This is a genomic window from Maribacter polysiphoniae (assembly GCF_003148665.1).
Classification (GTDB): Bacteria; Bacteroidota; Bacteroidia; order Flavobacteriales; family Flavobacteriaceae; genus Maribacter_A; species Maribacter_A polysiphoniae.
Window position 1 is genome coordinate 458,170 of sequence record NZ_QGGQ01000002.1, and the last position, 23,309, is coordinate 481,478.

Below are 23,309 nucleotides of genomic sequence, written 5' to 3' on the forward strand. Positions count from 1 at the left end.
TAAAAGCGGTCTTTTTTTTATTGTAACGATTTTTGATTATTCTTCTATTTCCTCTCCTGAGGCAATCTTCCTTTTCAATGTATCGAACATGACAGGAGTCGCAATGAATACAGATGAATAAGTACCTACAACAACACCAACGATCATAGCGAACATAAACCCTCGCAGCGATTCACCACCAAAAACAAATATCGCCAATAATACGACCATTGTAGTTAATGAGGTGTTCAACGTACGACCTAGGGTACTGTTCACAGCAGAGTTAACATTGTCCCCACCGCGCCATCCGCGCTCACCGATGATTTCACGTATACGGTCAAATACCACCACGGTATCATTCAGCGAATATCCGATTACGGTCAATATAGCCGCAATAAAGGCTTGGTCAATCTCCATATTAAATGGCATTATCTTACCCGTTAAGGAGAAAATACCCAATACGATCAGCACATCATGGAATACAGCCACAACCGCACCCAATGAAAATTGCCATTTTCTAAAACGTAAAAGGATGTATAGGAACACTACCGCCAAAGAACCTAAGATGGCCAAAAAGGCATTCTTCTTAATATCATCCGCAATGGTAGGCCCTACTTTAATGGACTGCATGATACCTACAGTTTTATCCGCACTACCAACAATGAAATCGGATTTTGTAGTTCCGTCGGGAAGGTATTTTTGTAGGGATGTATATAGTTTATCCTGAATCTCATTATCAACCTCTACCCCTTCCGCTTCCACTTTATATGGAGTGGTTATTTTAATCTGATTAGCCTCACCATAGGTTTTCACATTGGTACCACTACCAAAAACCGTATTCAACTCAGAAGCAATCTCTGAAGCACTCACCTCATGTTCAAAACGAACTTGGTATGAGCGTCCTCCTATAAAATCGACCCCTTGTTGCAAACCAGGTCCAAAGAACAAAGAGAACAATCCTATCCCAACCATAACCGTTGAAATCACATAAGCGATTTTTCGCTTGGCCAAGAAATCGATATTCAAGTTTGTGAATAGATTCTTCGTTAAGGAAGTTGAGAAATCCAACTTTCTTTCCTTACCGCTCAAATACCAATCTACCAATAACCTTGTAATGAATATTGCAGTGAACAAGGAAGTAATGATACCTATCAATAAGGTAGTCGCAAATCCTTTAATAGGTCCTGAACCAAAAAGGAACAAGATCAATGCCGTTAAACCAGTAGTGATGTTGGCATCCAGAATCGATGAAAGGGCATTGCCAAAACCATCGGCAACCGCTTGGGACTTTCCTTTTCCCCTAGCGACCTCTTCCTTGATCCGTTCAAAGATAAGTACGTTGGCATCAACCGCCATACCTATGGTCAAAACAATACCGGCTATACCAGGTAATGTTAGTACCGCACTTAAGCTGGTTAGCACCCCAAAAATCAAAAGAATGTTCAACAACAAGGCAACATCAGCAAAGAGTCCGGCCTTACCGTAATAGAACACCATCCAGATCAACACAATGGCCATGGCAATCAAGAACGAAGAAAAACCGCTATCAATAGCCTCTTGGCCCAAAGAAGGCCCTACAACATTCGATTGTATAATTTCCGCTTTCGCTGGAAGTTTACCGGCGCGTAATACGTTGGCAATATCCTTGGTTTCCTCAACGGTGAATGAACCTGTGATCTCAGTACCACCACCGGAAATACCACCTACAACGGAACAACCGGGAGCCGTATATACTTTATTGTCCAGAACAACCGCAATACCTGTATTATTGACATTCGCATCGCTGGTTAATTTCTGCCATTCCTTGGCACCCCTTGAGTTCATACTCATTGATACCGCAGGCTTGTTGTATTCGTCATAAGTATCACGTGCATCACTAACGACGTCCCCACTTATTCTTGGGGTATTCGATCTATTTGATTTTAAGGCATATAGATCAAGTATTTCCACATCACTGGTGGAAGGTCGTTCCCACAAGAACTTTGTATACTGTATATCCGCAGGCAATAACCTTCTAATTTCTGGCATCCTAAGGTATTCCCCTACTTTGGCGGTATCCTTAACCGCTGCCCTAAACATGGCGTGGGTACCTGGATTTGCAGGCAATAGGATATCATATAAAGGATTTACTTGACTTGCAAGATCCAAGGAATCGGTAACATCGGATAATAAGGAATCCAATTCAGACTCTTCTTTTACCGGCTCTTCGACTTTTTCCGTTTTAACAAGTGACTTTAGTTTTTCATTGGCAGCAACAATAAAGTTTCCAAAACTAGGATTGTTCTGCTCATAGGTTTCCCAAAATTCCAATTGGGCGGTACTTGATAAAAGCTCTTGGGCCCTTGCAATATCCCTTGCCCCTGGCAATTCGACCAAAATACGACCGGAATTTCCTTCCCTTTGGATATTAGGTTGTGTAACCCCAAATCCATCGATACGTTCCCGTAATACCTCAAAAGCGGAAACAATGGACTCATCGATCTTTCTTCGTATGATGGGCTTAACCTCATCATCGGTCATTTGAAAGTTCACCTCATCACTTAAACCTTTATTCGCGAAAATATCAGGTGAGGCCAATTTGGTATCTCCCTTAATATTATCGAATGCCTCAAAAAATAGATCGACATACGTATCATCACTACTCTTGGATGCGGCATCGGCATCGGCCAAGGCTTTATTGAAGATAGGACTGTTTGTATTATCAGCGAGACCTTTCAAGATATCCTTTACAGATATCTGCAGTGTCACGTTTATTCCACCTTTAAGGTCAAGACCTTTATTCAGCTCTTTCTTTTTAGCTTCATTATACGTGGTATATCCTAATATTGAATTGCCTCCAATGGAATCGAGATAACTGAGTTCAACCTCTTCCCTTTTCGAAAGATAATCCTCCTCGGAATTCGATATTTTATTGATTGCATATTCTTCAGCATCGTTTTCAATTTTAGCCGTAATAAACGTGTATGATAATTGATAGATACTAACGAGCCCGAATAAGAAGGCAAAAAGCTTTATAAGTCCTTTATTTTGCATTGGTAATGAATATTTTAAGTGAGCTTTTCTCAACAGCCTGCAAATATATGATTTACCCTAAGAATTGGCAATATATTTATGAGTTATTGTAAAAAACAAAGGCACCCCGATTTTTTTTATCAGGATGCCTTGGATAACATTTTGTATTACTTTGTCTTAAACGTCCAAAAGTCCGTTCGTTTTCGAAACACCTTCGGCACTCTCTTTCATTTTTGCTTTTTCGGCATCGGACAATGGAATATCAACGATTTTCTCTATACCGTTTTTACCCAATATAACAGGAACACCGATACATATATCATTAAGACCGTATTCACCTTCCAAGAAGGTAGAACATGGGAACATTTTCTTCTGATCGCAAGCAATGGCCTGAACCAAGGCTGAAACCGCAGCACCTGGAGCATACCATGCGCTGGTACCCAATAGTTTGGTCAAAGTGGCCCCACCAACTTTCGTATCCTCAACGACTTGTTGTAGACGATCCTCTTTTATAAATTCGGATACCTTAATACTATTACGCGTAGCGTGTGATGCCAATGGTACCATTCCTGTATCACTATGACCTCCTATTACCATACCATCAATATCGGATATTGGGGCTTCCAAGGCTTCTGCCAAACGATATTTGAAACGGGCACTATCCAAAGCGCCACCCATACCAATAATCCTATTTTTTGGTAATCCTGTTACTTTATGTGCCAAGTAGGTCATGGTATCCATAGGGTTACTTACGACGATCAAAATTACATTTGGTGAATGCTCAATAAGACTCATAGCCACCGTTTTGACTATACCGGCATTAATACCGATCAGTTCTTCCCTGGTCATTCCCGGTTTTCTTGGAATACCGGATGTGATCACAGCGATATCACTACCAGCTGTTTTGGCGTAATCACTTGTGCTTCCTGTAATTTTTGTGTCGAACCCATTTAAAGAGGCTGTTTGCATCAAGTCCATGGCCTTACCTTCGGCATACCCTTCCTTAATATCCAATATCACCACTTCAGAGGCGAAATCCTTAATAGCAATATACTCGGCACAACTTGCGCCAACAGCACCTGCACCTACTACGGTAACTTTCATATGATTTTGTTTTTAGTTGTTAATTTTAACGGTACAAAAGTACTGAAACGTACGCAAAAAAATATGACAAAAATCAGTTTATATTATTCTTCCCTACCATTACAAGCACCTTTAAAATACGGCTTTTGTTAAAGAAAAGTACTGTTCAACGAAGATTTGGTAAAATTAGTGTCATACATCGAATTTTAGCAATACCCGAACAGCCTTTGTCGTTATATTTTTATTGACCCCGAATCTATAACAACCTACTGATGAAAAAACTATTTTCATTCCTTGCAATTGTCGGCATCATATTAGCCAGTAATTGCTCCAGAATACCAGAGAACAATGATCCCGTAATTGGAATATGGACAAGTTTATCCACACTTACCGCAAGTGATACCGGAAAAGTATCAACGCGTTTTGAATGGATATTCAATGACGCCTATCTTGGTCGATACCACATCAAGGAGAATGGCGTTGTTGTTGCCAAAACCGATTTTAGTTGGAAAGAAGTAGACGGTGTATACACCATCTGTTATCCCGGATTGGAAGACAAGCCAGACGATAAGGTTACCATGAAGGATACACCGGAACAAGCTTCACTTATCGATGAAAAAGGAAACATCATTGCGGTAAGGGAATAATAGATTACATCCTTAATACGATTAAGGACTCTTGGACTGAACACAATCCATCTTACTCAATTAAAAAAGCCACGATCCCCAAAATCGAGGCTTTTCTTTATTTCAATAATCAAATAAACCTACTTAATCAAAAGCCCTTCATACCTCCTATTTAGGTTTATCTTATTTACAACGATCAAAATCCTTACCCCAATACAGAACCTTGTAGAAACTCTTTATACAAAGACATACAGTATTTCAAAATAACACACTAAACAGAATCAAGAGAACGATGTAACACAATTCCCAATAAATTTAGTTTCCAAATTTTCAGCATCCAAGATCATTAGGTCCCCTTCTCCTTGTTTTGTAGCACATGCCGAATGTTTACCGAACAACCTTAAGACGTGATATTCATACCATTAGTATGAAGATTCGATAAACGGTTCAATTTATCGGTTGAAATGCACTTAAAAGGCAATGTGTTTTCGGATTAACAGCAAATATATCAGATAAACCGTAATTAACTTTTACACAATCCCCAATACAAACCCCACTTACAAGTACTTTAACCTGTATAAAACAAGATTAAATATCAATGCTACTTTTGAATTTTTGAGTAAAGATTTAATCTGCAAGCCTATGAAAAAATATTGATTACCATAACAGGAGGCTAATAAAAAAGCCTCGATCGTCTGTTAGGACAACCAAGGCTTTAAAACATAGTTCTGTTACCTAACACTACCTAAAACCGAAATTCATACCTACTGATAAGGTATTGAATTCCGCAATGGCATAATCGGCATGCAACCTAAAGAATCCCAATTTTAATTTCGCACCAAGGTTGGCGGTCATACCGCTAGCTTTCCTTTTAATGGAGAAGGGATCGACATATGTTTGTTGAAAAGGCCCTGACTGCACCCGATAGGTACCCAGTACATCGGTAGTCGACGACCCGGATAGATACCCTAAGCCTCCATAAAAATTAATGATGGGAAGCTTTGTAGAGACCACCGCCTGAAAAACCCAGGTATTAACATCAACCTCCAATTTCTGATCCTCACCATCTACGATACTTGAATTGGTAAAATCATAAGACCCATCCAAATGGGTGTATCCAATTACCGCTGATATGGCCACAGGTAAAATCTTATCCGCGGGAAGGTGCTTGGTAAATTCATGTTGTATACCTACACCATACATCCCTATTTTATATTCATCAGTACTGACTTTAGGCAAGAACCTTGCCTTCAACTCGGTCCCTTTTATCAATCCAACACTCGCTTGTATAAAAGCGGAAGGCACAAAATTGATACTTTCAGAGGCCAAACCGGTAGGCAATTCAATATCTTGCCTCAACAAGCCATTCTCATCCTCGATATACACATTGACCCCTTCAATATCACCCAAAGCACTGGATACTAATTTTGAGGTACTACCATCTGAAAACTTTAGGTTCTCATAATCGGCCGTATTCAATTCAAAGGCTTTTTTATCATCCTTGTTCTTGTAGTTGGCCATGTTTCCGATTATTGATACCTCAAAACCCCCTAAAGGTTTGGCATCTGCCGTATTGTACCAACCACTGGAAAGACTATACATAAATCCTTCTGAGGCCGGAGCAAGATAATCGGTGGTGAATCTTTCGGCATCATTGAGTCCTGCCGCCAATATTTCATTGATATTGGATTGTGCCGAGGCTTGTAAACCAAAGGCCACTGCTACTAGGGATACTATTCGTTTCATTTGTCTGAATTTTCCCTAAAACTAAAAATCCCGACGGTATCGTCAGGATTTTTGTTGTGTAACTACTGTTTTTTATGCGTCAATGTTCGCATAAACGGCATTCTTCTCAATAAATTCCCTTCTAGGAGGTACCTCATCACCCATCAACATAGAGAAGACCCTATCCGATTCTGTGGCGTTATCGATATTGATTTGCCTTAAGGTCCTGAATTCCGGGTTCATTGTGGTATCCCACAATTGTTCCGCATTCATCTCACCTAGACCTTTATACCTTTGTATACCTACACTACCGTTAAAGCTTGCGGCAATTTCATCGCGTTCCTCCTCGGACCAAGCGTAACGTTTCTTGCTACCTTTTTTTACAAGATATAAAGGTGGGGTTGCAATGTAAACATGACCACCATCTATCAACTCGCGCATATACCTAAAGAAGAAAGTCAAAATCAGGGTCTCGATATGGCTACCATCAACATCGGCATCACACATGATGACTACCTTATGATAACGAAGCTTTTCGAGGTTCAATGCCTTACTATCCTCTTCGGTACCTATGGTAACCCCAAGTGCCGTATATATATTCTTGATTTCCTCATTTTCAAAAACCTTGTGCTGCATGGCTTTCTCGACATTCAAGATCTTACCCCTTAACGGTAGGATAGCCTGGAAATTCCGATCACGTCCCATTTTGGCCGTACCCCCCGCGGAATCACCCTCTACAAGGTACAATTCGCAATTTTCAGGATCTTGGTCGGAGCAATCCGATAATTTACCCGGTAGACCACCACCTGACATGACATTCTTACGCTGCACCATTTCACGTGCTTTCGAAGCGGCATGTCTGGCCTGGGCAGCCAAAATTACTTTTTGAACAATGATCTTAGCATCATCTGGGTGCTCTTCCAAATAATTGGTCAACATCTCGGATACCGATTGACTCACTGCAGAAGACACTTCCCGGTTACCCAATTTGGTTTTCGTCTGTCCTTCAAATTGGGGTTCGGCAACCTTAACCGATACGATTGCGGTCAAACCTTCCCTAAAATCATCCCCTTGGATCTCAAACTTCAACTTGTCCAACATTCCAGAGGCATCCGCATATTTTTTCAAGGTACTTGTCAGTCCCCTTCTAAATCCAGATAAATGGGTACCCCCTTCATGGGTGTTGATATTGTTTACATAGGAATGAAGATTCTCTGTATAGGAGGTATTGTATATCATGGCGACCTCAACAGGAATATCATTCTTTTCACTTTCCATGGAGATCACATTCTGAATCAAGGATTCCCGATTACCATCAAGGAACTTGACGAATTCCTTTAACCCCTCATCGGAGTAAAAGACTTCTGACACGTACTCCCCTTTTTCATCCTTTTGTCTTTTATCGGTAATGCTTATGGTAACCCCCTTGTTCAAAAATGAAAGCTCCCGCATTCTATTGGACAAGGTTTCATAACTATACTCTATGGTCTGTTTGAAAATGTCCGTGTCAGGATGAAAAGTTACTTCCGTACCCCTTTCTGTGGTTTCCCCTATACTTTTTACAGGATAAATGGATTTACCACGCTCATATTCCTGCTCCCAGATTTTCCCGTCACGATATACCGTAGCCTTTAGGTGATCGGAAAGTGCGTTTACAACGGAAACACCTACCCCGTGCAAACCACCTGAAACCTTATAGGAGTCCTTATCGAATTTACCACCGGCACCGATTTTGGTCATCACCACCTCCAAGGCAGATACCCCTTCTTTCTTATGCATATCAACCGGAATACCTCGACCATTATCCCGTGTTGTAATAGAATTGTCTTCGTTTATGATCACACTGATGGTATCACAATGGCCACCCATGGCCTCATCAATGGAGTTATCCACAACCTCATACACCAAATGATGCAACCCTCGAACACCAACGTCCCCGATATACATTGAAGGACGCATTCGAACATGCTCCATACCCTCTAGGGCCTGGATACTATCGGCTGAATAATTCTTTTTATTTGCTTCTTCACTCATAAATTAAGTTGTTGTAATCATTATAATTTTTGCAATCTTACAAATATAACCAATACCCTATGGAATATAGGCCTTTGGCTTTTATTTAACCTTGAAGTTATCAACAATAATTGTGGAAAATATAAGCATCCTTTTTACAGCCTTAGGGAAAACCCTGAGTTATAAAACCACATAGTTTACCTGATGTATGCGGGGTTTATTGTTAGCAACTTGCATATATAATATTAACACCCGAATACGATGAAAAAATTTGATTGTATATGCCTCATGGTTGTCATGCTCATTGCTGTTTCTTGCACAAATGATGATGCTGATAATTTGACCCAAGATGTCATTATTGGCACCTGGAAACCAATTAAAGAAGCAGTTTTTGCAGACGACGGAACGCCAGAGGTATTTGATAAGACTCCCTGCGAGCAAACCAGCAGATTTATCTTTGAAACAAATGGCAACTTTACCTATACGGAGTTTGAAGATGAAGAAGGTGGAGGTTGCGTACCCGATGAAAGTTTTATTCTGGATGGTACTTGGGTAAAACTCGGGACGGGCCGCTATGAATTTAGTTTCACCTATTTTAATTCGAGTACCCAACTGGGTGAAAGCGATTCACAAATACCTGATAAAGTAGTGTTCTCCAATGCCAATAGTACCATGCGCATTATTGAGCTAGTCGATGAAGGCGAGAAATACATTGAATTGGTACGGGTAAATCAATAATTGAACTCCACACGTTAAAATAATAATCATGAAAAAGCAACATATTTATTTATTGATTACCGTATTGGTAATGACCATGACTTCTTGTAGTAAAGATGATGGTGAGGTGGTGAAAGAACCTGTTAAAAGTAGTGCCAAACAAATTACCGGTTTTGTGTTTAAAGCAGTTGATAATGATGCGATTACCGAAGATGTGACTGCAATACTAAACGAAACCAACAAAACCATTAGCGCAACGGTTGCCAATGGTACTGATGTCACATCGTTAACCCCCACCATTATAGTTTCTGACAAAGCTGTTGTTGACCAAAGTGGAGCAAAAGATTTTTCTTCACCCGTTGACTATGCTGTAACAGCAGAGGATGGTACAAAAGCCACTTATACCACATCGGTTACAATTACTCCTAATGACGCCAAACAAATTTTAAGCTTTGTTTTTAGAGTTGAAGATAATGCTGCTTTAAATGAAGATATTGAAGCTACTATTAATGAAGATACAAAGCTCATTAATGCTACAGTACCTTACGGTACTAATATCAACGAATTGACACCCTTTATAACCATATCTGAATCAGCCATTATAACACCAACCGGTATACAGAATTTCACTTCAGTAATTAAATATGAGGTAAGTGCCCAAGATGCATCTGTTGTAACCTATGATGCAAAAGTAAATGTAACACCAAATAGCGAAAAACAAATTTTGAGTTTTGGTTTTTCATTTACAGAAAACCCCATTTCAACTAATATTATTGGCACTATTGATGAAGGAGATAAAACAATAACCTTTGATGTCCCATACGGAACCGTTGTCAGTGCTTTACTGCCCAATTTAACTATAAGTAATGGTGCTACTGTATCTCCAGAAGGGCTACAAGATTTTAGTAACCCTATTGAATATGTAGTCACAGCAGAAGATGGGTCTACAGAAACCTATAAAGCGACAAGGGTTGTTTCACAAAGAAATATTTTACTCGCCATTCTTAGTGCAAACCCACGTAATACAATTGATTGGGACTTAAACGATCAAGATATTAGCCATTGGGAAGGAGTTACTCTGGATGCAAATAATAACATAATAGAATTAAGATTATCAAACAAATCCATAGATAAACTACCCTTTGCAATAAGCCAACTAAAAAAATTGCAGAATCTGACATTAGTTTCAAATGATATAGTGACAATTCCTGAATCAATATCCGAATTACAAGATCTTAGGATATTGAATTTACGCGATAATAAATTAAATTTATTGCCAAAAGAAATTGGCAGTTTAACTAATTTAAGATCATTAATACTAGAAAAAAATGGTTTTCATGCTCTTTCTCTTCCTCGAGAAATAAGTCAATTAACTAATCTCAGAAATTTAGATCTTTCTCATAATAACTTTTCCTCTATCCCTGATTTTATATTTGACATGACTTCATTATTAGATTTAGATTTTAATACAAATCATTTTTTAACTACCATACCCCCAGAAATTAATCAACTAACAAATCTTATACATCTTAACTTAGCTAAGACCAACTTAAGCTCTTTACCAACAGAATTTGGTCATCTAACAAATCTTACTGACTTATCGCTTTATGACAATAATTTTACGCACATACCTCAATCCATATCAAGCTTAAACCAATTAAAAACATTAGATTTTAGATATAATGCTTTGACCTTTATCCCGATAGGAATTAAACAACTCTCTAATTTAACTTCCCTCTCATTAAGTGGGAACCAAATTAGCTACATCCCTTTTGAAATGGGACAAATGATTAATCTATCGTTTTTGAATTTACAATTCAACGAGCTAAATGATATTCCTATTGAAATTGGACAGCTTGTAAATCTTAGATCTCTTATCCTAAGCGGAAACAATCTAACAACATTACCACAAGCAGTTTGCAATTTAGAAAATACAGGTACAAATGTTCAAGTTGATGATGGCGTTATCTGCCAGTGAAAATTAAATTTTAAAAAATATAAAATCATGCAAAAACAACATATTTATTTATTGATTACCATATTGGTAATGACCATGGCTTCCTGCAGTAAAGAGGATAGCGAAACCATTCAAGAACCAGTAAAAAGCAGTGCCAAACAAATTACCGGTTTTGTTTTGAGAGCTGAAGATAATGCTGCAATTACTGAAGATGTTACTGCAGTTATAAACGAAACCAATAAAACAATTAGTGCTACTGTTGCCAATGGTACTGATATTAAAGCGTTAACACCTATGATACTAATTTCCGACAAAGCTGCTGTTAATGAATCTGGAGCAAAAGATTTTTCATCTCCAGTAGACTATGTCGTTACTGCTGAGGATGGGACGAGTGCTACCTATACAGTAACAGTTGGCATCGCGCTTAATAGTACAAAAGAAATCTTAAGTTTTGCGTTTAGAAAGGAAGACAATCAACTGTATGGTGATGAGACCATTACGACAATCATTGATGATGCAAACAAAACCATCACCGCTACAGTTTCCTATAGTGCCAATGCAGCATTATTAGTACCAAGTATTGAAGTGTCTCCAAATGCATCTGTTAGTCCAGATGTAGCTCAAGATTTTAGCACCCCTGTTGCTTATACCGTTACAGCTGAAGATGGCACTACAACAGAATATCAAGTGACATTAGAAATTACATTTACCGACAGGGATGCTTTAATCGCTATTTACAATGCCAATCCGAATAATACACTTGGTTGGGATTTGAATGACCCAGAAATTGAGAATTGGGTTGGAGTTGATTTAAATAATGAAGGTAGAGTGACTGTTTTAGGAATTTCCTCAAGGCTTCTTATTACCATCCCCCCAGAAATTGGAAAACTAGCGCATTTAGAAACTTTATTTGCAAACAATAATAACTTTACTGATGTACCACAAGAGTTTCAAGAACTATCAAATATAGTGGTCCTATATTTAAACAACAATGATTTTACATCAGTTCCAGAGGAAGTTTGTCAACTTTCAAACCTAAAGATTTTAGCGCTAAGTAGTTTAAACCTTTCATCATTGCCTCCAGAAATCGGAAACCTTTCCCAGTTAACTACATTATATTTAAATGATAACCGATTAACAGCTTTGCCAGATGAGTTAAAACAAGTTTCAGTTTTAAAAATACTAGACCTATCTTATAATAATTTCACTAGTTTTCCTACTATTCTTTTTCAAATTCCAAGTCTCACCAATTTACGCTTAGACAATAACCAACTAACGGCAATATCAAGCCAAATTGAATTATTAACTAATCTTAAAGATTTACGTTTAAATGATAATTCCATAAGATTCGTACCCTCCAATATTTCAAAATTGACCGCATTAAAAAAGCTATATCTTGAGAATAACGATATAGCTTCAATCAGCAGTAGTATAGGATTACTTTCCAATTTAGAAGAATTAACTTTTAAAAATAATGATTTAGGATCTATCCCTCTCGAAATTAAAAACCTGACAAACCTAAAAACACTAGACCTAACTATAAATCCAGAATTATTTGCCATTTCTCAAGCAATATGTGATTTGGTCAATACGGGTACGGATGTTAGATTGGACAATCAGACCACATGCCAATAAGAGCCTAATGAAAAAAATCATACCCATACACCATCTGATTATTACCCTATTGACATTATTCTGCGCACAAAATTTGCGCTCACAAGAAACAGGCCAAATAAACTACCCAGAGCTAGGCATCTCATTTCACGTACCCGAAGGTTGGGTTGGAAATAAAGTAGCATCGGGCTTTGCCATCACCTCCTCAAAAACCAAAGGGGTACTATTGATCATCACCCATGATGTACAAAGCATCCAAGAAATGGAAATAGAAGCCAAAAACGGATTTAAAATCGGCAAAAACACGCTTCTTAAGCCTATAAATGGTGTGGAGAAAATTTCCGATAATACGATTGCCGGCATATACGAAGGTGTCATAGACACAAAACCTTCCAAGGCCTTGATTGTAGGCATAACAAACCCGTATGGCTACGGATTGACGCTATTATGCGCTGCTGGTTCAAGCGCCTATTCCGATGATCTTCAAAACGCCGGACTTTGGGTAACGGCATCCGTGAATTTTTATGAACCACAAACGCAAACCACTGCTATGACAGCACACGAAAATCCTTCTACATGGGGCGAATTGTTAAAAAACTGCCGCTTAACCTATATGGAATCTTACAACACCTCAGGGGGTGGCTATGGCAAAAAAATCAAAATAGATTTATGTGGCCAAGGGTATTTCAACCACTCCACCTATAATAGCATGGGAATGGACACGGGTGGTGCCAGTGCCGGGTATGGGAGCAATAACAAGGGTACCGGACAATGGAAAACATATCTGAACGCACACGGACAGGATGTATTGCAACTGAACTTTTATAATGGGGAGGTTTATGAGTATATTGTAACCACAGATGAAGAAGACAAGACCTTTTTAAATGGCGACCGCTATTTTAGAACCTATAAAGATTCTGGCAAATACAGCCCTTTATGTGACTGATCGAAACAAATGAATATATATGTGATATGTAGTGTATCTGAACCAAACCAATATGAAACTTTATCTTAGAATCTTTATTCTTTTATTTTATACGGTAAATTCTTATTCTCAAAGTAGAATAATTGACAGTCTTAAGATTGAGTTGAATAAAGAAGAAAAGGATTCACTCAAAGCAAAAATTTTATATGATTTATCTTACGAATATCTTTATCAGTCTATTGATACAATGATTCTCTTTTCAAAAAATTTAGAGAAGCTTGCCATAAGAATGAATTCAGATAAATACAAATCTCTTGCAAATAAAAGTCTGGGTGATGCTTTTTTATATTCTAACATGTATGATTCTGCTAATACACATTTCAAAAAAGCATTGCATTTTGATATAAGGGCTAACAAATCATCTGTTTATTCCTCTATGGGAATTTTATATAAAAGACAAGGAAAGTACGAAGAAGCCCTAACTATATATCTCAAAGGCCTTAAAGAGGATGAAGTCAATGGAAATGATTATGGGAGATATATAAAATTAGCTAACATAGGAAACCTCTACATGGAATTAAAAGATTATAAAAACAGTATTGTATACTCGAAAAAAGCACTGGAATTAGCACAATCAACAAAGAATGAATCAATGCTTTCCTCAATGGGGACTTTATTAAATAACATAGGCGGTAATTATTCATTTCTTAACGAATATGATACGGCTATCCATTATTTACATGAATCTTTGAATGTTAATATGGAAAATAACAATAAAAGAGAATTAGCAAGGACATACACAACTTTAGGCTCGGTTTATTCCTCAATAAATCAAGATAGGAAATCATTGGAATATCTTAAAATGGCCCTTAAATTTCGAGAGGAATTAGGAGATAAAATAGAGCTAGTGGAAACAAAAATAGCCTTGGGTTTTACCTATGGCAAAACAAACCAAATCAACAAATCCAATTACTACTTTGATGAAGCCTTAACAATGGCAATGGAAATTGAAAATATGGATTTGATCTCTCAGACATATTTAGCAATTAGTGATTATTATTCTTTGGTAAACAAGTATGAAAAAGCGCTATTAAATTATAGGTTATTCATAAAATTCAAGGACAGTATTCTTAAAATAAATAACTTTAAAAACATTCAAGAACTTCAAACAAAATACGAAACCGAAAAAAAAGACAACGAGATCGCCTCACAAAAGCTTCAATTACAAGAAAAAGAAAATGACATCCTTAAAAAGAAAAATCAATACAACATGGCCTTAGGTGGAGGTGGTTTTTTATTGTTGGGTAGTTTAGGACTGTGGTTATTTTATAGACAACGACAAAAAATAAAGAACAATGAAATATTGGCACTTGAAAGCCAACAGGAAGTTGTAAAACTAGAAGCATTGATAGATGGCGAAGAAAAAGAACGCAATAGACTGGCACAAGACCTTCATGACGGTATTAATGGAGATCTCGCAGTTATTAAGTATAAGATAAGCTCCATCGAACCCGATAATTTTTCGAAAAAGGAAAAGGTTTTTTATGATGAAGCCATAAGTATGTTAGACAATGCCGTAGAACAAGTACGAAGAATTTCGCATAACCTTGCCCCTCCTTCCTTACATAATTTTGATTTGATAGAGGCCATTCAACAATTCTGTTCAAAACAGAATGCTTCCAATCCCTTAAATATCAGTTTTCAATATTTTGGCAATAGATTGATATTGAAAAAAGAAAATGAAACCGCTATTTATCGCATCATTCAAGAGCTGATCAATAATATAATCAAACATGCGAATGCTACTGAAGCCCTAGTGCAATTAAACAATCATGGTAACAAACTCATTATTACCGTAGAAGATAATGGCCAAGGATTTGACACGAATTCTTCTGAGAATGGAATAGGTTTACAAAATATCAAATCGCGGGTTAATTTTCTAAAAGCGAATCTAGATATCAATTCCAATACCAAGGGCACAACTTTTTGTATTGAAATTGATCTAAAAAAGAATAAACTATGATTAAAGTAGCGATTTGTGATGATCACACCATGGTGCTAAGAGGCATAGAAACAATGTTGGAAGATTCTGATATAATCACAATTTGTGCAACCTATAATTTTGGAAAACAACTCATTGCGGAAATTGACAAGAACCTTCCAAATGTGCTCTTATTAGACATTAATTTGCCCGATGGCAATGGCATTGAATTATGCAAAGAACTTACTAAAAAGCATCCCGAATTAGCAATTATTGGATTGTCTAACTATAGTGAAACCGGATTTATTAAAAATATGCTTCGAAATGGTGCAAAAGGATATTTACTCAAAAACACGGATAAGCAAGAGTTAATACTGGCCATTACCACAGTACATAAAGGAGAAACCTACCTTCCAAGAAATATTCAGGATATTTTGTTGAATGAAAGCATTGGAAACCCTTCTCAAATAACCTTTATACCCAAACTTACGCGAAGGGAAACCGAAGTACTTCATTTGGTTGCAAAAGAGCATACGAATCTAGAAATTGCAGATTTACTTTTTATCAGTACCAAAACCGTAGAAAGTCACCGTAACAACCTCATTCAGAAATTGGGCGTTCGGAATACAGCCGGACTTATAAGAGTAGCTCTTGAAAAAGGATTGCTTGGCTAGTATAAAATAGCTCCCCAGCGAATTGACTAACACCATACTAGGGTTTACCCTGACTTTTAAAAACACAGATTTTACCTGATGTATTTCTCGGGTATTAACAGCAACTTACAACTGTTAATTATTAAATAAAAAATCTGATGAAAACAATTTCCAAAATTATCCTTTTATCTGTTTTAACCGCTTTTTTATTCTTTGCATGTTCCAAAGATGAAGATGAACAGGAACCGCAGCCCATTCCAAAAACCACACTTAGTTCCATTAGTCCCAATCAGGGAATCAAGGAAACAGCGGTCACCATAAGTGGAATCAATTTTGGAACGGATAAAACAAAGGTGAAGGTGCTTTTTAATACTACGGAAGCCGTCATACAGTCAGTAACCAATACACAAATCAAAGTACTGACCCCAATCAATGGTAGTACGGGTGCAATAAAGGTTTCTGTTGATGGTGTTTCTGTTTCAGGACCAATATTCACGTATCTGCAACCTACTTTAAGTAGTGTTGATCCTGAAAGTGGTCCAAAAGCGACTCAAGTGACCTTCACAGGAAGTACTTTTGGAACAGACGCCAGTAAGGTGCAGGTATTTTTTAATGATATTGAGGCAGTAGTCGAATCTGTTACAGATACTCAAGTAGTTGCGTTAGCACCGGATAATGCAACATCGGGTGTTGTTAAGTTAATTGTGGATGGAACCGAATTAACAGGCCCTGAATTTACATTTTTGACCCCCACTTTAGTAGGTTTCACTCCCGAAAGCGGACCCGTTGGAACTGAAGTAACTATTACTGGAAGTTTATTTGGAACCGATACCACTAAAGTACAGGTGTTTTTGGATGAAGAACTTGAGCTTGAGATAAAATCTATAAGTGACACCGAAATAAAAGTAGATATTCCCAATGAATCAATCTCAGGAATAATATCAATAATCGTTGATGGTACCGAGCTTATTGGAAATGAATTTGTACTGGAAGCCGCCATTACCGGTATTGAGCCGGAAAGTGGTATTAAAGGAACGGAAGTTACCATAAACGGAAGTTCATTTATAACGTTAGCAGGTATGGATCGCATTGCTGTTTTTATTAATGATAAAGAAGCTCAAATAACCAGTGTACTTGATGACGAAATCAAAGTAATAGTGCCCGCTAAAGCCTTTTCTGGAAATGTAAAAGTGATTATTAAGGACGATGAATATGTAGGGCCCGTTTTTAATTATATCGTATCAGAAATTGAAGTTTCTACTTTTGCAGGAAGCGGCAGTATCGGATTTTCGGATGGATTAGGTACCGCTGCTCAATTTCGATCACCCATAGCGATTGCCATAGATGACCTTAGTAATATTTATGTAGCAGATAGAGATAATTATGTTTTGCGAAAAATTACTCCAGTTGGAGAAGTTTCAACTTTGGCCGGAGTGGGTAGACAATTCGGAGATATAGATGGAACAGGTGCAGAGGCGAGATTCAATGCAGTTAACGCCATAGCCTTTACCAAAAGCGGTGATATGCTAGTGTGCGATGCAAACAATCATAAAATAAAAAAGGTAACCACGGGCGGCGTTGTCACCACTTTTGCAGGTACTGGTATAAATGGTTCTAGCAACGGCCCTGCCTTAAGTGCAACATTTAAGGGCATTTCGGGTATCGCAATAGACAGCAAAGGCAATGCATATATTGTAGAAAGAAACGCACACGCCATACGTAAAATAAGTACCAGCGGAGAGGTAAGTCTTTATGCGGGAGACTCCCAGCCTGGTACTACTAACGGTAATGGTACAGCTGCTAGATTCAACTTTCCACAAGGAATTGCAGTTGATGCAGCCGATAATTTGTATGTAACGGATGGTGGAACTCATTTAATACGCAAAATAACACCCAATGCTGATGTGAGTACTATTGCAGGAAGCATAAAAGGTTTTACTGATGGGCAAAGTACAACCGCACAATTCAATTTTCCTACTGGAATTGTAGTTGATAAACAAGGTGATATCTATATCGTTGATAAAAATAATCATAGCATACGTAAATTATCATCCGATGGTAATGTAACTACAATAGCTGGAGATGGAACCACCACAGATTTTAATTTCCCAAACGGTATTACCATTGATGCTTTGGGGGATTTATATGTAACAGATCAACTAAAACATAGAATACGTAAGATAACGCAAGAGTAGTAAATCACTTTTAAATAGTATAAAAAAATATAAAATGAAAACAAATATTAAAACTATAACAAGAACAGCTGTTTTTTGTTTGCATCAAGATATTACGTAATGTAAAAGCGGTAGTAAAGGAATTGATGCCGATAGTGGTAATGAAGGAGGAAATAACAGTGGGGCACAAACTTAGAACCGATTACCTGCTGTTGTTGAAATTCTTGGAAAGCATCAAGAATAGGAAATTGAACAACTTGATAATGGAAAGGTTGTCTTGGATAACAACAAAGGATTGGGCGATCAATGGTTTTTATGAAAATCAAACATTCAAATCAAACTAATTAAACCTTGGTTTACACACCTGAAGTTCCCCCTTAAAAAAACGAGTGACCACAAATTAGAGCACTGTATCACTATGGTTGGTAGAGGTTCTGAATTAAAACCCAGGAACCTTCCTTTATGACGTTAACAGTGGCTTAAATTCTAAGTATCTATATAAAAACAAATCCCACATCCGACGGAAAACCAGGGTTTTCCGTCCATAGTCCATAAAAAGAAAAGAAGCATCAAATGAATGACACTTCTTTTTTGACTAATTCAACTAAAATCCGAAACTATTCACCTCCCTAGGAAGGCTATCGGATTTTTCTATTTGCTTTAAAATCGCTTACTTTTAATAGGCATCATCATGAACATTGGCAACCGCCCTTCCTGATGGATCGTTCATGTTCTTGAATGCTTCATCCCACTCCAAGGCTATCTTTGTACTACAAGCCACGGAAGGTTCTTGGGGGACACATAATGCAGCGGCATCGGATGGGAAATGTGATTCGAAAATAGTTCGATAATAGAACTCCTCTTTCGTTGTAGGTGTTTGCAATGGAAAACGGAATTTAGCATTCGCCAATTGCTCATCGGTAACTTCCGTTGCCACAACTTCTTTCAAAGTATCGATCCAACTATAGCCAACACCGTCAGAGAATTGCTCTTTCTGTCTCCATGCCACACTTTCCGGCAACATTTCCTCAAAAGCCTTACGAACCACCCATTTTTCCATACGTTCCCCGTTGATCATCTTATCCTGTGGGTTGATGCGCATGGCCACATCCATGAATTCCTTATCCAAAAAGGGAACACGCCCTTCAATTCCCCAAGCAGCCAAACTTTTGTTCGCACGAAGGCAGTCATACATATGTAGTTTGCTCAACTTACGTACGGTTTCTTCATGAAATTCCTGAGCGTTCGGTGCTTTGTGGAAATACAGATAGCCTCCGAACAATTCATCGGCTCCTTCTCCTGAAAGCACCATTTTTATTCCCATTGATTTAATAACACGTGCCATCAAATACATTGGGGTGGAAGCCCTAATGGTGGTGATGTCATAGGTTTCTAGGTTGTACACCACATCCTTGATGGCATCAAGACCTTCTTGGATGGTAAATTTTATTTCGTGGTGCACCGTTCCTATATGATCGGCAACTTTCCGGGCTGCGGCTAAATCCGGCGAACCCTCCAAACCTACTGAAAAGGAATGCAGTTGCGGCCACCAGGCATCGGCAGTATCACCGGACTCAATACGTTTCTGTGCGTATTTTTTCGCTACGGCTGAAGTTACCGACGAATCAAGTCCTCCAGAAAGCAACACACCATAGGGCACATCAGACATTAACTGTCTATGAACCGCTGCTTCCAATGCTTCTTTTATCTCTTGAATACTGGTTTCATTATCTTTAACGGCATCGTACTCCATCCAATCACGGGTATACCATTGCTTCAATTCCCCATCACTACTATGTAAGTAATGACCGGGAGGGAACAATTCAATTTTGGTACAGGTACCTTCCAAAGCCTTTAGCTCAGAAGCCACATAAAAAGTACCATTTTGGTCCCACCCCATATACAAAGGAATAATCCCCATATGGTCACGGGCTACAAAATATTCGTCTTTTTCAGCATCATAAATGGCAAAACCGAATATCCCGTTCATCTCATCGATAAAATCAACTCCCTTCGCTTGGTACAAAGCCAGAATCACTTCACAATCGGATTCTGTCTGAAAATCATATTTACCTTCAAACTGCTTTCGTAGCTCCCTATGGTTATATATTTCCCCATTGGCGGCAAGCACCAACTTCTTATCAGGACTGAACAACGGTTGTTTTCCAGAGGCTGGATCGACAATAGACAACCTTTCATGAGCCAAAATAGCTTTCTCATCCGCATAAATACCGCTCCAATCTGGTCCCCTATGCCTGATTTTCTTGGACATTTCCAACAATTGAGGCCTTAAAACTTCTGTACTTTCCTTTACGTCAAAGGCACAAACAATTCCACACATATTTTAATATTTATATCAATTTATAGGCAAATATCGATTTAAACTTTCATTTAAAAAACTTAACATCACATAATGATTACATTTTATTGCCTTAAACACAAATAAAACTACATATTGATACCATTTATTCGGAAAAATAAAAATAACCGCCCATTATGTAAGTTGGGATAATTTTAACGACTTTTTATATTCCATTAAATAGAGAACTATTTAGTTTTGGAAAAACTAAACCTGAAACGAATTCAGGACAAAAAACAAAGACTAATATAATTATGAAAAAACTAGCAACACTATCACTTATTATGCTTGCCTTGGTATGCACGAACAATTTATCAGCCCAGAAATTCAGTGGATTGGATAAAAGTCCCATGGACATGACATCATTCCCTTCCAGTTACAAAGTAGCCGACAAAGCTGTTCGGGTTACCTATAGCAGACCCCAATTAAAAGGTCGTTCTGTTTCTGAACTTGCCCCTGCCGGTGAAGTGTGGAGAACCGGTGCCAACGAAGCTGTTGAAATTACTTTTTACAAAGATGCCAATGTAGGCGGTACCGATGTAAAAGCAGGTACCTATTCCTTATTCACTATTCCTGGTAAAGGGGAATGGACAGTTATCCTAAACAGCAACCTCAACCAATGGGGTGCGTATTCTTATGACAAAAAAGCGGATGTTGCAAGGGTAAAGGCTGCGACCAGTACGGACAGTGAGTCTTTGGACGCATTCTCAATGGTCTTCAAGGAAGTAGAAGGTGGTACACATTTGGTAATGGGATGGGGAACCGTTAGGGTTAACCTACCTATCATGTTCTAGGACGGTCGATCCAAATGATCAAGAATATCAAACCGAAGCAATTTGCTTCGGTTTTTTTATACTTAATGAACCCGTTTCCCAGCAATATAAGTCTGTTCAGCCTCTATTTTCGGTACATTTTCCATAGGGGTTTCCATTAAATCATCGCTATACACCGTAAAATCGGCAAATTTCCCCACTTCTATACTACCCTTCTCCTCTTCCTCAAAATTGGAATATGCCGCCCATATGGTCATCCCCCTCAACGCTTCCTCACTTGTCAGGGCATCCTTCATACCATAGCCCCCTTCGGGATAATTATCCAAATCCTTCCTGGCCACAGCGGCGTAGAATGTTAGGAACGGACTCACCTTTTCTACAGGAAAATCAGTCCCCAAGGCAATGGTACCCGATTTCTCCAATAAAGCTTTATAGGCATAGGCCCCTTTTTCCCGTTCTTTCCCAATCCTATCCCCTGCCCAATACATATCACTGGTCGCATGGGTTGGTTGTACGGAAGGGATAATCCCATTCTTGAAATAATCAAAATACGCTGGAGAAATGATCTGTGCGTGCTCAACTTTCCAACGTCTATCTTTTTTACCTTCCAAAGCTCTTTTATAAGCCCTTAAAACAACAGCATTGGCAGAATCGCCTATGGCATGTGTATTCATCTGGTATTCAGTTGCTGCAATGCTATCCGCCAAACGCTCTATTTGGGCTATAGGGGTAACCATGGCCCCATAATGTCCCGGTTTGTCAGAATAAGGTTCGCGCATGGCCGCCCCTCTTGAACCCAAGGCCCCATCGGCATAAACCTTGACGGAACGCACATTCAGGTGTTCGGTTTTAAAGGGTTTGCGTTTCAAATAATAATCCAAATTACTTTGAGAAGCGCTTATCATCGCATATATCCGAATGGATAGATCCCCAGTTTGGTGAAGGCTATCGATCAACGCTATGGTTGAACGACCAAGCCCCGCATCGTTGACCGTTGTAAGTCCATAATCCAAACAAATGCTTTCGGCATCCTTTAAAGCTTGGATTTGGGCCTCCCTATCCATGGGAGGAATTACCGCATAGACCATATCCATGGGATTATCGATCAAAACACCGGTTAACTTTCCCTCTTTCTTAACGATTTCACCACCATCGACCTTGGTATCCATATCAATACCAGCTATATCCAACGCCTTTTGATTGACCAAGAGCGCGTGCCCATCGATTCGGCTTAAAGCTACCGGTGTATCTGGAAACAAGACATCCAATTTATCTTTGGTGGGAAATTCCTTTACCTCCCAATCATTTTGATCCCATCCATCCCCTAGAATAAAGTCCTTCGGATGACGTTCCTGAAACGCCTTGACTTTTTCAAGTACCTCATCAAAACTCTTGGTACCCATCAAATCGACTACTTGTTGTTTTTGACCCAATCCGTAAAAATGGCAATGGGCATCGATTAGTCCGGGAGTTATGGTTTTACCTTGGGCGTCCACGATAGTATCGGAAATATATTTTGCTTGGATTTCATCCGATGTACCTATGGCTACAAACTTACCATCATTCACGGCAAAAGCCTCGACCTTGGAAAAATCCCCATCTACGGTATAGGTATTTGAATTGATTACAATCAATTCAACATTTTCCTTTTTTTGGCCACAAGCCACCAATAAAATCGAAAAGAGCAGCAAAAAATATTTCATAAGCAAAAAGATTGG

16 protein-coding genes are annotated in these 23,309 nt (G+C 38.5%); 10 read left to right on the plus strand and 6 right to left on the minus strand.

The features are described from left to right. Positions 1-36: 36 nt before the first annotated feature. On the minus strand, positions 37-3,012 hold the full coding sequence (secDF, locus tag LX92_RS06340) for a protein translocase subunit SecDF (protein WP_109649437.1): 2,976 nt from the start codon (positions 3,010-3,012) through the stop codon (positions 37-39). A 156-nt stretch (positions 3,013-3,168) separates the two neighbouring features. Further along, positions 3,169-4,095: a malate dehydrogenase gene (gene mdh / locus LX92_RS06345; RefSeq protein WP_109649438.1), complete on the minus strand. Its 927-nt coding sequence runs from the start codon at positions 4,093-4,095 to the stop codon at positions 3,169-3,171. Between the two features lie 251 nt (positions 4,096-4,346). Here mdh and LX92_RS06350 point away from each other — a divergent pair, with 251 nt between their 5' ends. Continuing rightward, on the plus strand, positions 4,347-4,721 hold the full coding sequence (locus tag LX92_RS06350) for a hypothetical protein (RefSeq protein ID WP_109649439.1): 375 nt from the start codon (positions 4,347-4,349) through the stop codon (positions 4,719-4,721). Between the two features lie 720 nt (positions 4,722-5,441). Here LX92_RS06350 and LX92_RS06355 read toward each other — a convergent pair. Together LX92_RS06355 and gyrB are read right to left on the minus strand one after the other, a co-directional pair. Beyond that, entirely contained in the window at positions 5,442-6,446 is a 1,005-nt protein-coding gene (locus LX92_RS06355; RefSeq protein WP_109649440.1) for a DUF6588 family protein, read from the minus strand. A 72-nt stretch (positions 6,447-6,518) separates the two neighbouring features. After that, entirely contained in the window at positions 6,519-8,459 is a 1,941-nt protein-coding gene (gene gyrB / locus LX92_RS06360) for a DNA topoisomerase (ATP-hydrolyzing) subunit B (protein ID WP_109649441.1), read from the minus strand. A gap of 267 nt (positions 8,460-8,726) precedes the next feature. Here gyrB and LX92_RS06365 point away from each other — a divergent pair, with 267 nt between their 5' ends. From LX92_RS06365 to LX92_RS06400, 8 genes are all read left to right on the plus strand, one after another. Further along, complete coding sequence (locus tag LX92_RS06365) at positions 8,727-9,176, plus strand: lipocalin family protein (protein ID WP_170117798.1); 450 nt, start codon at positions 8,727-8,729, stop codon at positions 9,174-9,176. 28 nt (positions 9,177-9,204) lie between these two features. Next, positions 9,205-11,133, plus strand: a complete 1,929-nt coding sequence (locus tag LX92_RS06370; protein ID WP_109649443.1) for a leucine-rich repeat domain-containing protein — start codon at positions 9,205-9,207, stop codon at positions 11,131-11,133. A 27-nt stretch (positions 11,134-11,160) separates the two neighbouring features. Continuing rightward, positions 11,161-12,747: a leucine-rich repeat domain-containing protein gene (locus LX92_RS06375; protein WP_109649444.1), complete on the plus strand. Its 1,587-nt coding sequence runs from the start codon at positions 11,161-11,163 to the stop codon at positions 12,745-12,747. Between the two features lie 7 nt (positions 12,748-12,754). Beyond that, complete coding sequence (locus LX92_RS06380; protein ID WP_109649445.1) at positions 12,755-13,672, plus strand: hypothetical protein; 918 nt, start codon at positions 12,755-12,757, stop codon at positions 13,670-13,672. 52 nt (positions 13,673-13,724) lie between these two features. After that, on the plus strand, positions 13,725-15,674 hold the full coding sequence (locus tag LX92_RS06385) for a tetratricopeptide repeat-containing sensor histidine kinase (protein WP_109649446.1): 1,950 nt from the start codon (positions 13,725-13,727) through the stop codon (positions 15,672-15,674). Further along, the gene (locus tag LX92_RS06390; protein WP_109649447.1) at positions 15,671-16,306 is read left to right on the plus strand and encodes a response regulator; all 636 of its coding nucleotides are present in this window, start codon (positions 15,671-15,673) and stop codon (positions 16,304-16,306) included. Before LX92_RS06385 ends, LX92_RS06390 begins: the two co-directional genes overlap by 4 nt. A 137-nt stretch (positions 16,307-16,443) precedes the next feature. Beyond that, entirely contained in the window at positions 16,444-18,480 is a 2,037-nt protein-coding gene (locus LX92_RS06395; protein ID WP_109649448.1) for an IPT/TIG domain-containing protein, read from the plus strand. A 125-nt stretch (positions 18,481-18,605) separates the two neighbouring features. Further along, complete coding sequence (locus tag LX92_RS06400) at positions 18,606-18,803, plus strand: hypothetical protein (RefSeq protein ID WP_146197809.1); 198 nt, start codon at positions 18,606-18,608, stop codon at positions 18,801-18,803. A 332-nt stretch (positions 18,804-19,135) separates the two neighbouring features. Here LX92_RS06400 and asnB read toward each other — a convergent pair whose 3' ends face one another. Next, positions 19,136-20,800: an asparagine synthase B gene (gene asnB, locus LX92_RS06405; protein WP_109649450.1), complete on the minus strand. Its 1,665-nt coding sequence runs from the start codon at positions 20,798-20,800 to the stop codon at positions 19,136-19,138. 272 nt (positions 20,801-21,072) lie between these two features. On the opposite strand from asnB, the gene LX92_RS06410 reads away from it, so the two are divergent. After that, positions 21,073-21,612 carry a DUF2911 domain-containing protein gene (locus tag LX92_RS06410; RefSeq protein WP_109649451.1) on the plus strand — a complete coding sequence of 180 codons (540 nt, stop codon included), beginning with the start codon at positions 21,073-21,075 and terminating at the stop codon, positions 21,610-21,612. 62 nt (positions 21,613-21,674) lie between these two features. Here LX92_RS06410 and LX92_RS06415 read toward each other — a convergent pair whose 3' ends face one another. Then, positions 21,675-23,294, minus strand: coding sequence for an amidohydrolase (locus LX92_RS06415; protein ID WP_109649452.1), 1,620 nt, complete (start codon positions 23,292-23,294; stop codon positions 21,675-21,677). Positions 23,295-23,309 lie beyond the last annotated feature (15 nt).

Coding starts and splice junctions, on each gene's coding strand:
- secDF (WP_109649437.1), bottom strand. CDS start 3,012: ATGCAAAATAAAGGACTTATAAAGCTTTTTGCCTTCTTATTCGGGCTC.
- mdh (WP_109649438.1), bottom strand. CDS start 4,095: ATGAAAGTTACCGTAGTAGGTGCAGGTGCTGTTGGCGCAAGTTGTGCC.
- LX92_RS06350 (WP_109649439.1), top strand. CDS start 4,347: ATGAAAAAACTATTTTCATTCCTTGCAATTGTCGGCATCATATTAGCC.
- LX92_RS06355 (WP_109649440.1), bottom strand. CDS start 6,446: ATGAAACGAATAGTATCCCTAGTAGCAGTGGCCTTTGGTTTACAAGCC.
- gyrB (WP_109649441.1), bottom strand. CDS start 8,459: ATGAGTGAAGAAGCAAATAAAAAGAATTATTCAGCCGATAGTATCCAG.
- LX92_RS06365 (WP_170117798.1), top strand. CDS start 8,727: ATGGTTGTCATGCTCATTGCTGTTTCTTGCACAAATGATGATGCTGAT.
- LX92_RS06370 (WP_109649443.1), top strand. CDS start 9,205: ATGAAAAAGCAACATATTTATTTATTGATTACCGTATTGGTAATGACC.
- LX92_RS06375 (WP_109649444.1), top strand. CDS start 11,161: ATGCAAAAACAACATATTTATTTATTGATTACCATATTGGTAATGACC.
- LX92_RS06380 (WP_109649445.1), top strand. CDS start 12,755: ATGAAAAAAATCATACCCATACACCATCTGATTATTACCCTATTGACA.
- LX92_RS06385 (WP_109649446.1), top strand. CDS start 13,725: ATGAAACTTTATCTTAGAATCTTTATTCTTTTATTTTATACGGTAAAT.
- LX92_RS06390 (WP_109649447.1), top strand. CDS start 15,671: ATGATTAAAGTAGCGATTTGTGATGATCACACCATGGTGCTAAGAGGC.
- LX92_RS06395 (WP_109649448.1), top strand. CDS start 16,444: ATGAAAACAATTTCCAAAATTATCCTTTTATCTGTTTTAACCGCTTTT.
- LX92_RS06400 (WP_146197809.1), top strand. CDS start 18,606: ATGCCGATAGTGGTAATGAAGGAGGAAATAACAGTGGGGCACAAACTT.
- asnB (WP_109649450.1), bottom strand. CDS start 20,800: ATGTGTGGAATTGTTTGTGCCTTTGACGTAAAGGAAAGTACAGAAGTT.
- LX92_RS06410 (WP_109649451.1), top strand. CDS start 21,073: ATGAAAAAACTAGCAACACTATCACTTATTATGCTTGCCTTGGTATGC.
- LX92_RS06415 (WP_109649452.1), bottom strand. CDS start 23,294: ATGAAATATTTTTTGCTGCTCTTTTCGATTTTATTGGTGGCTTGTGGC.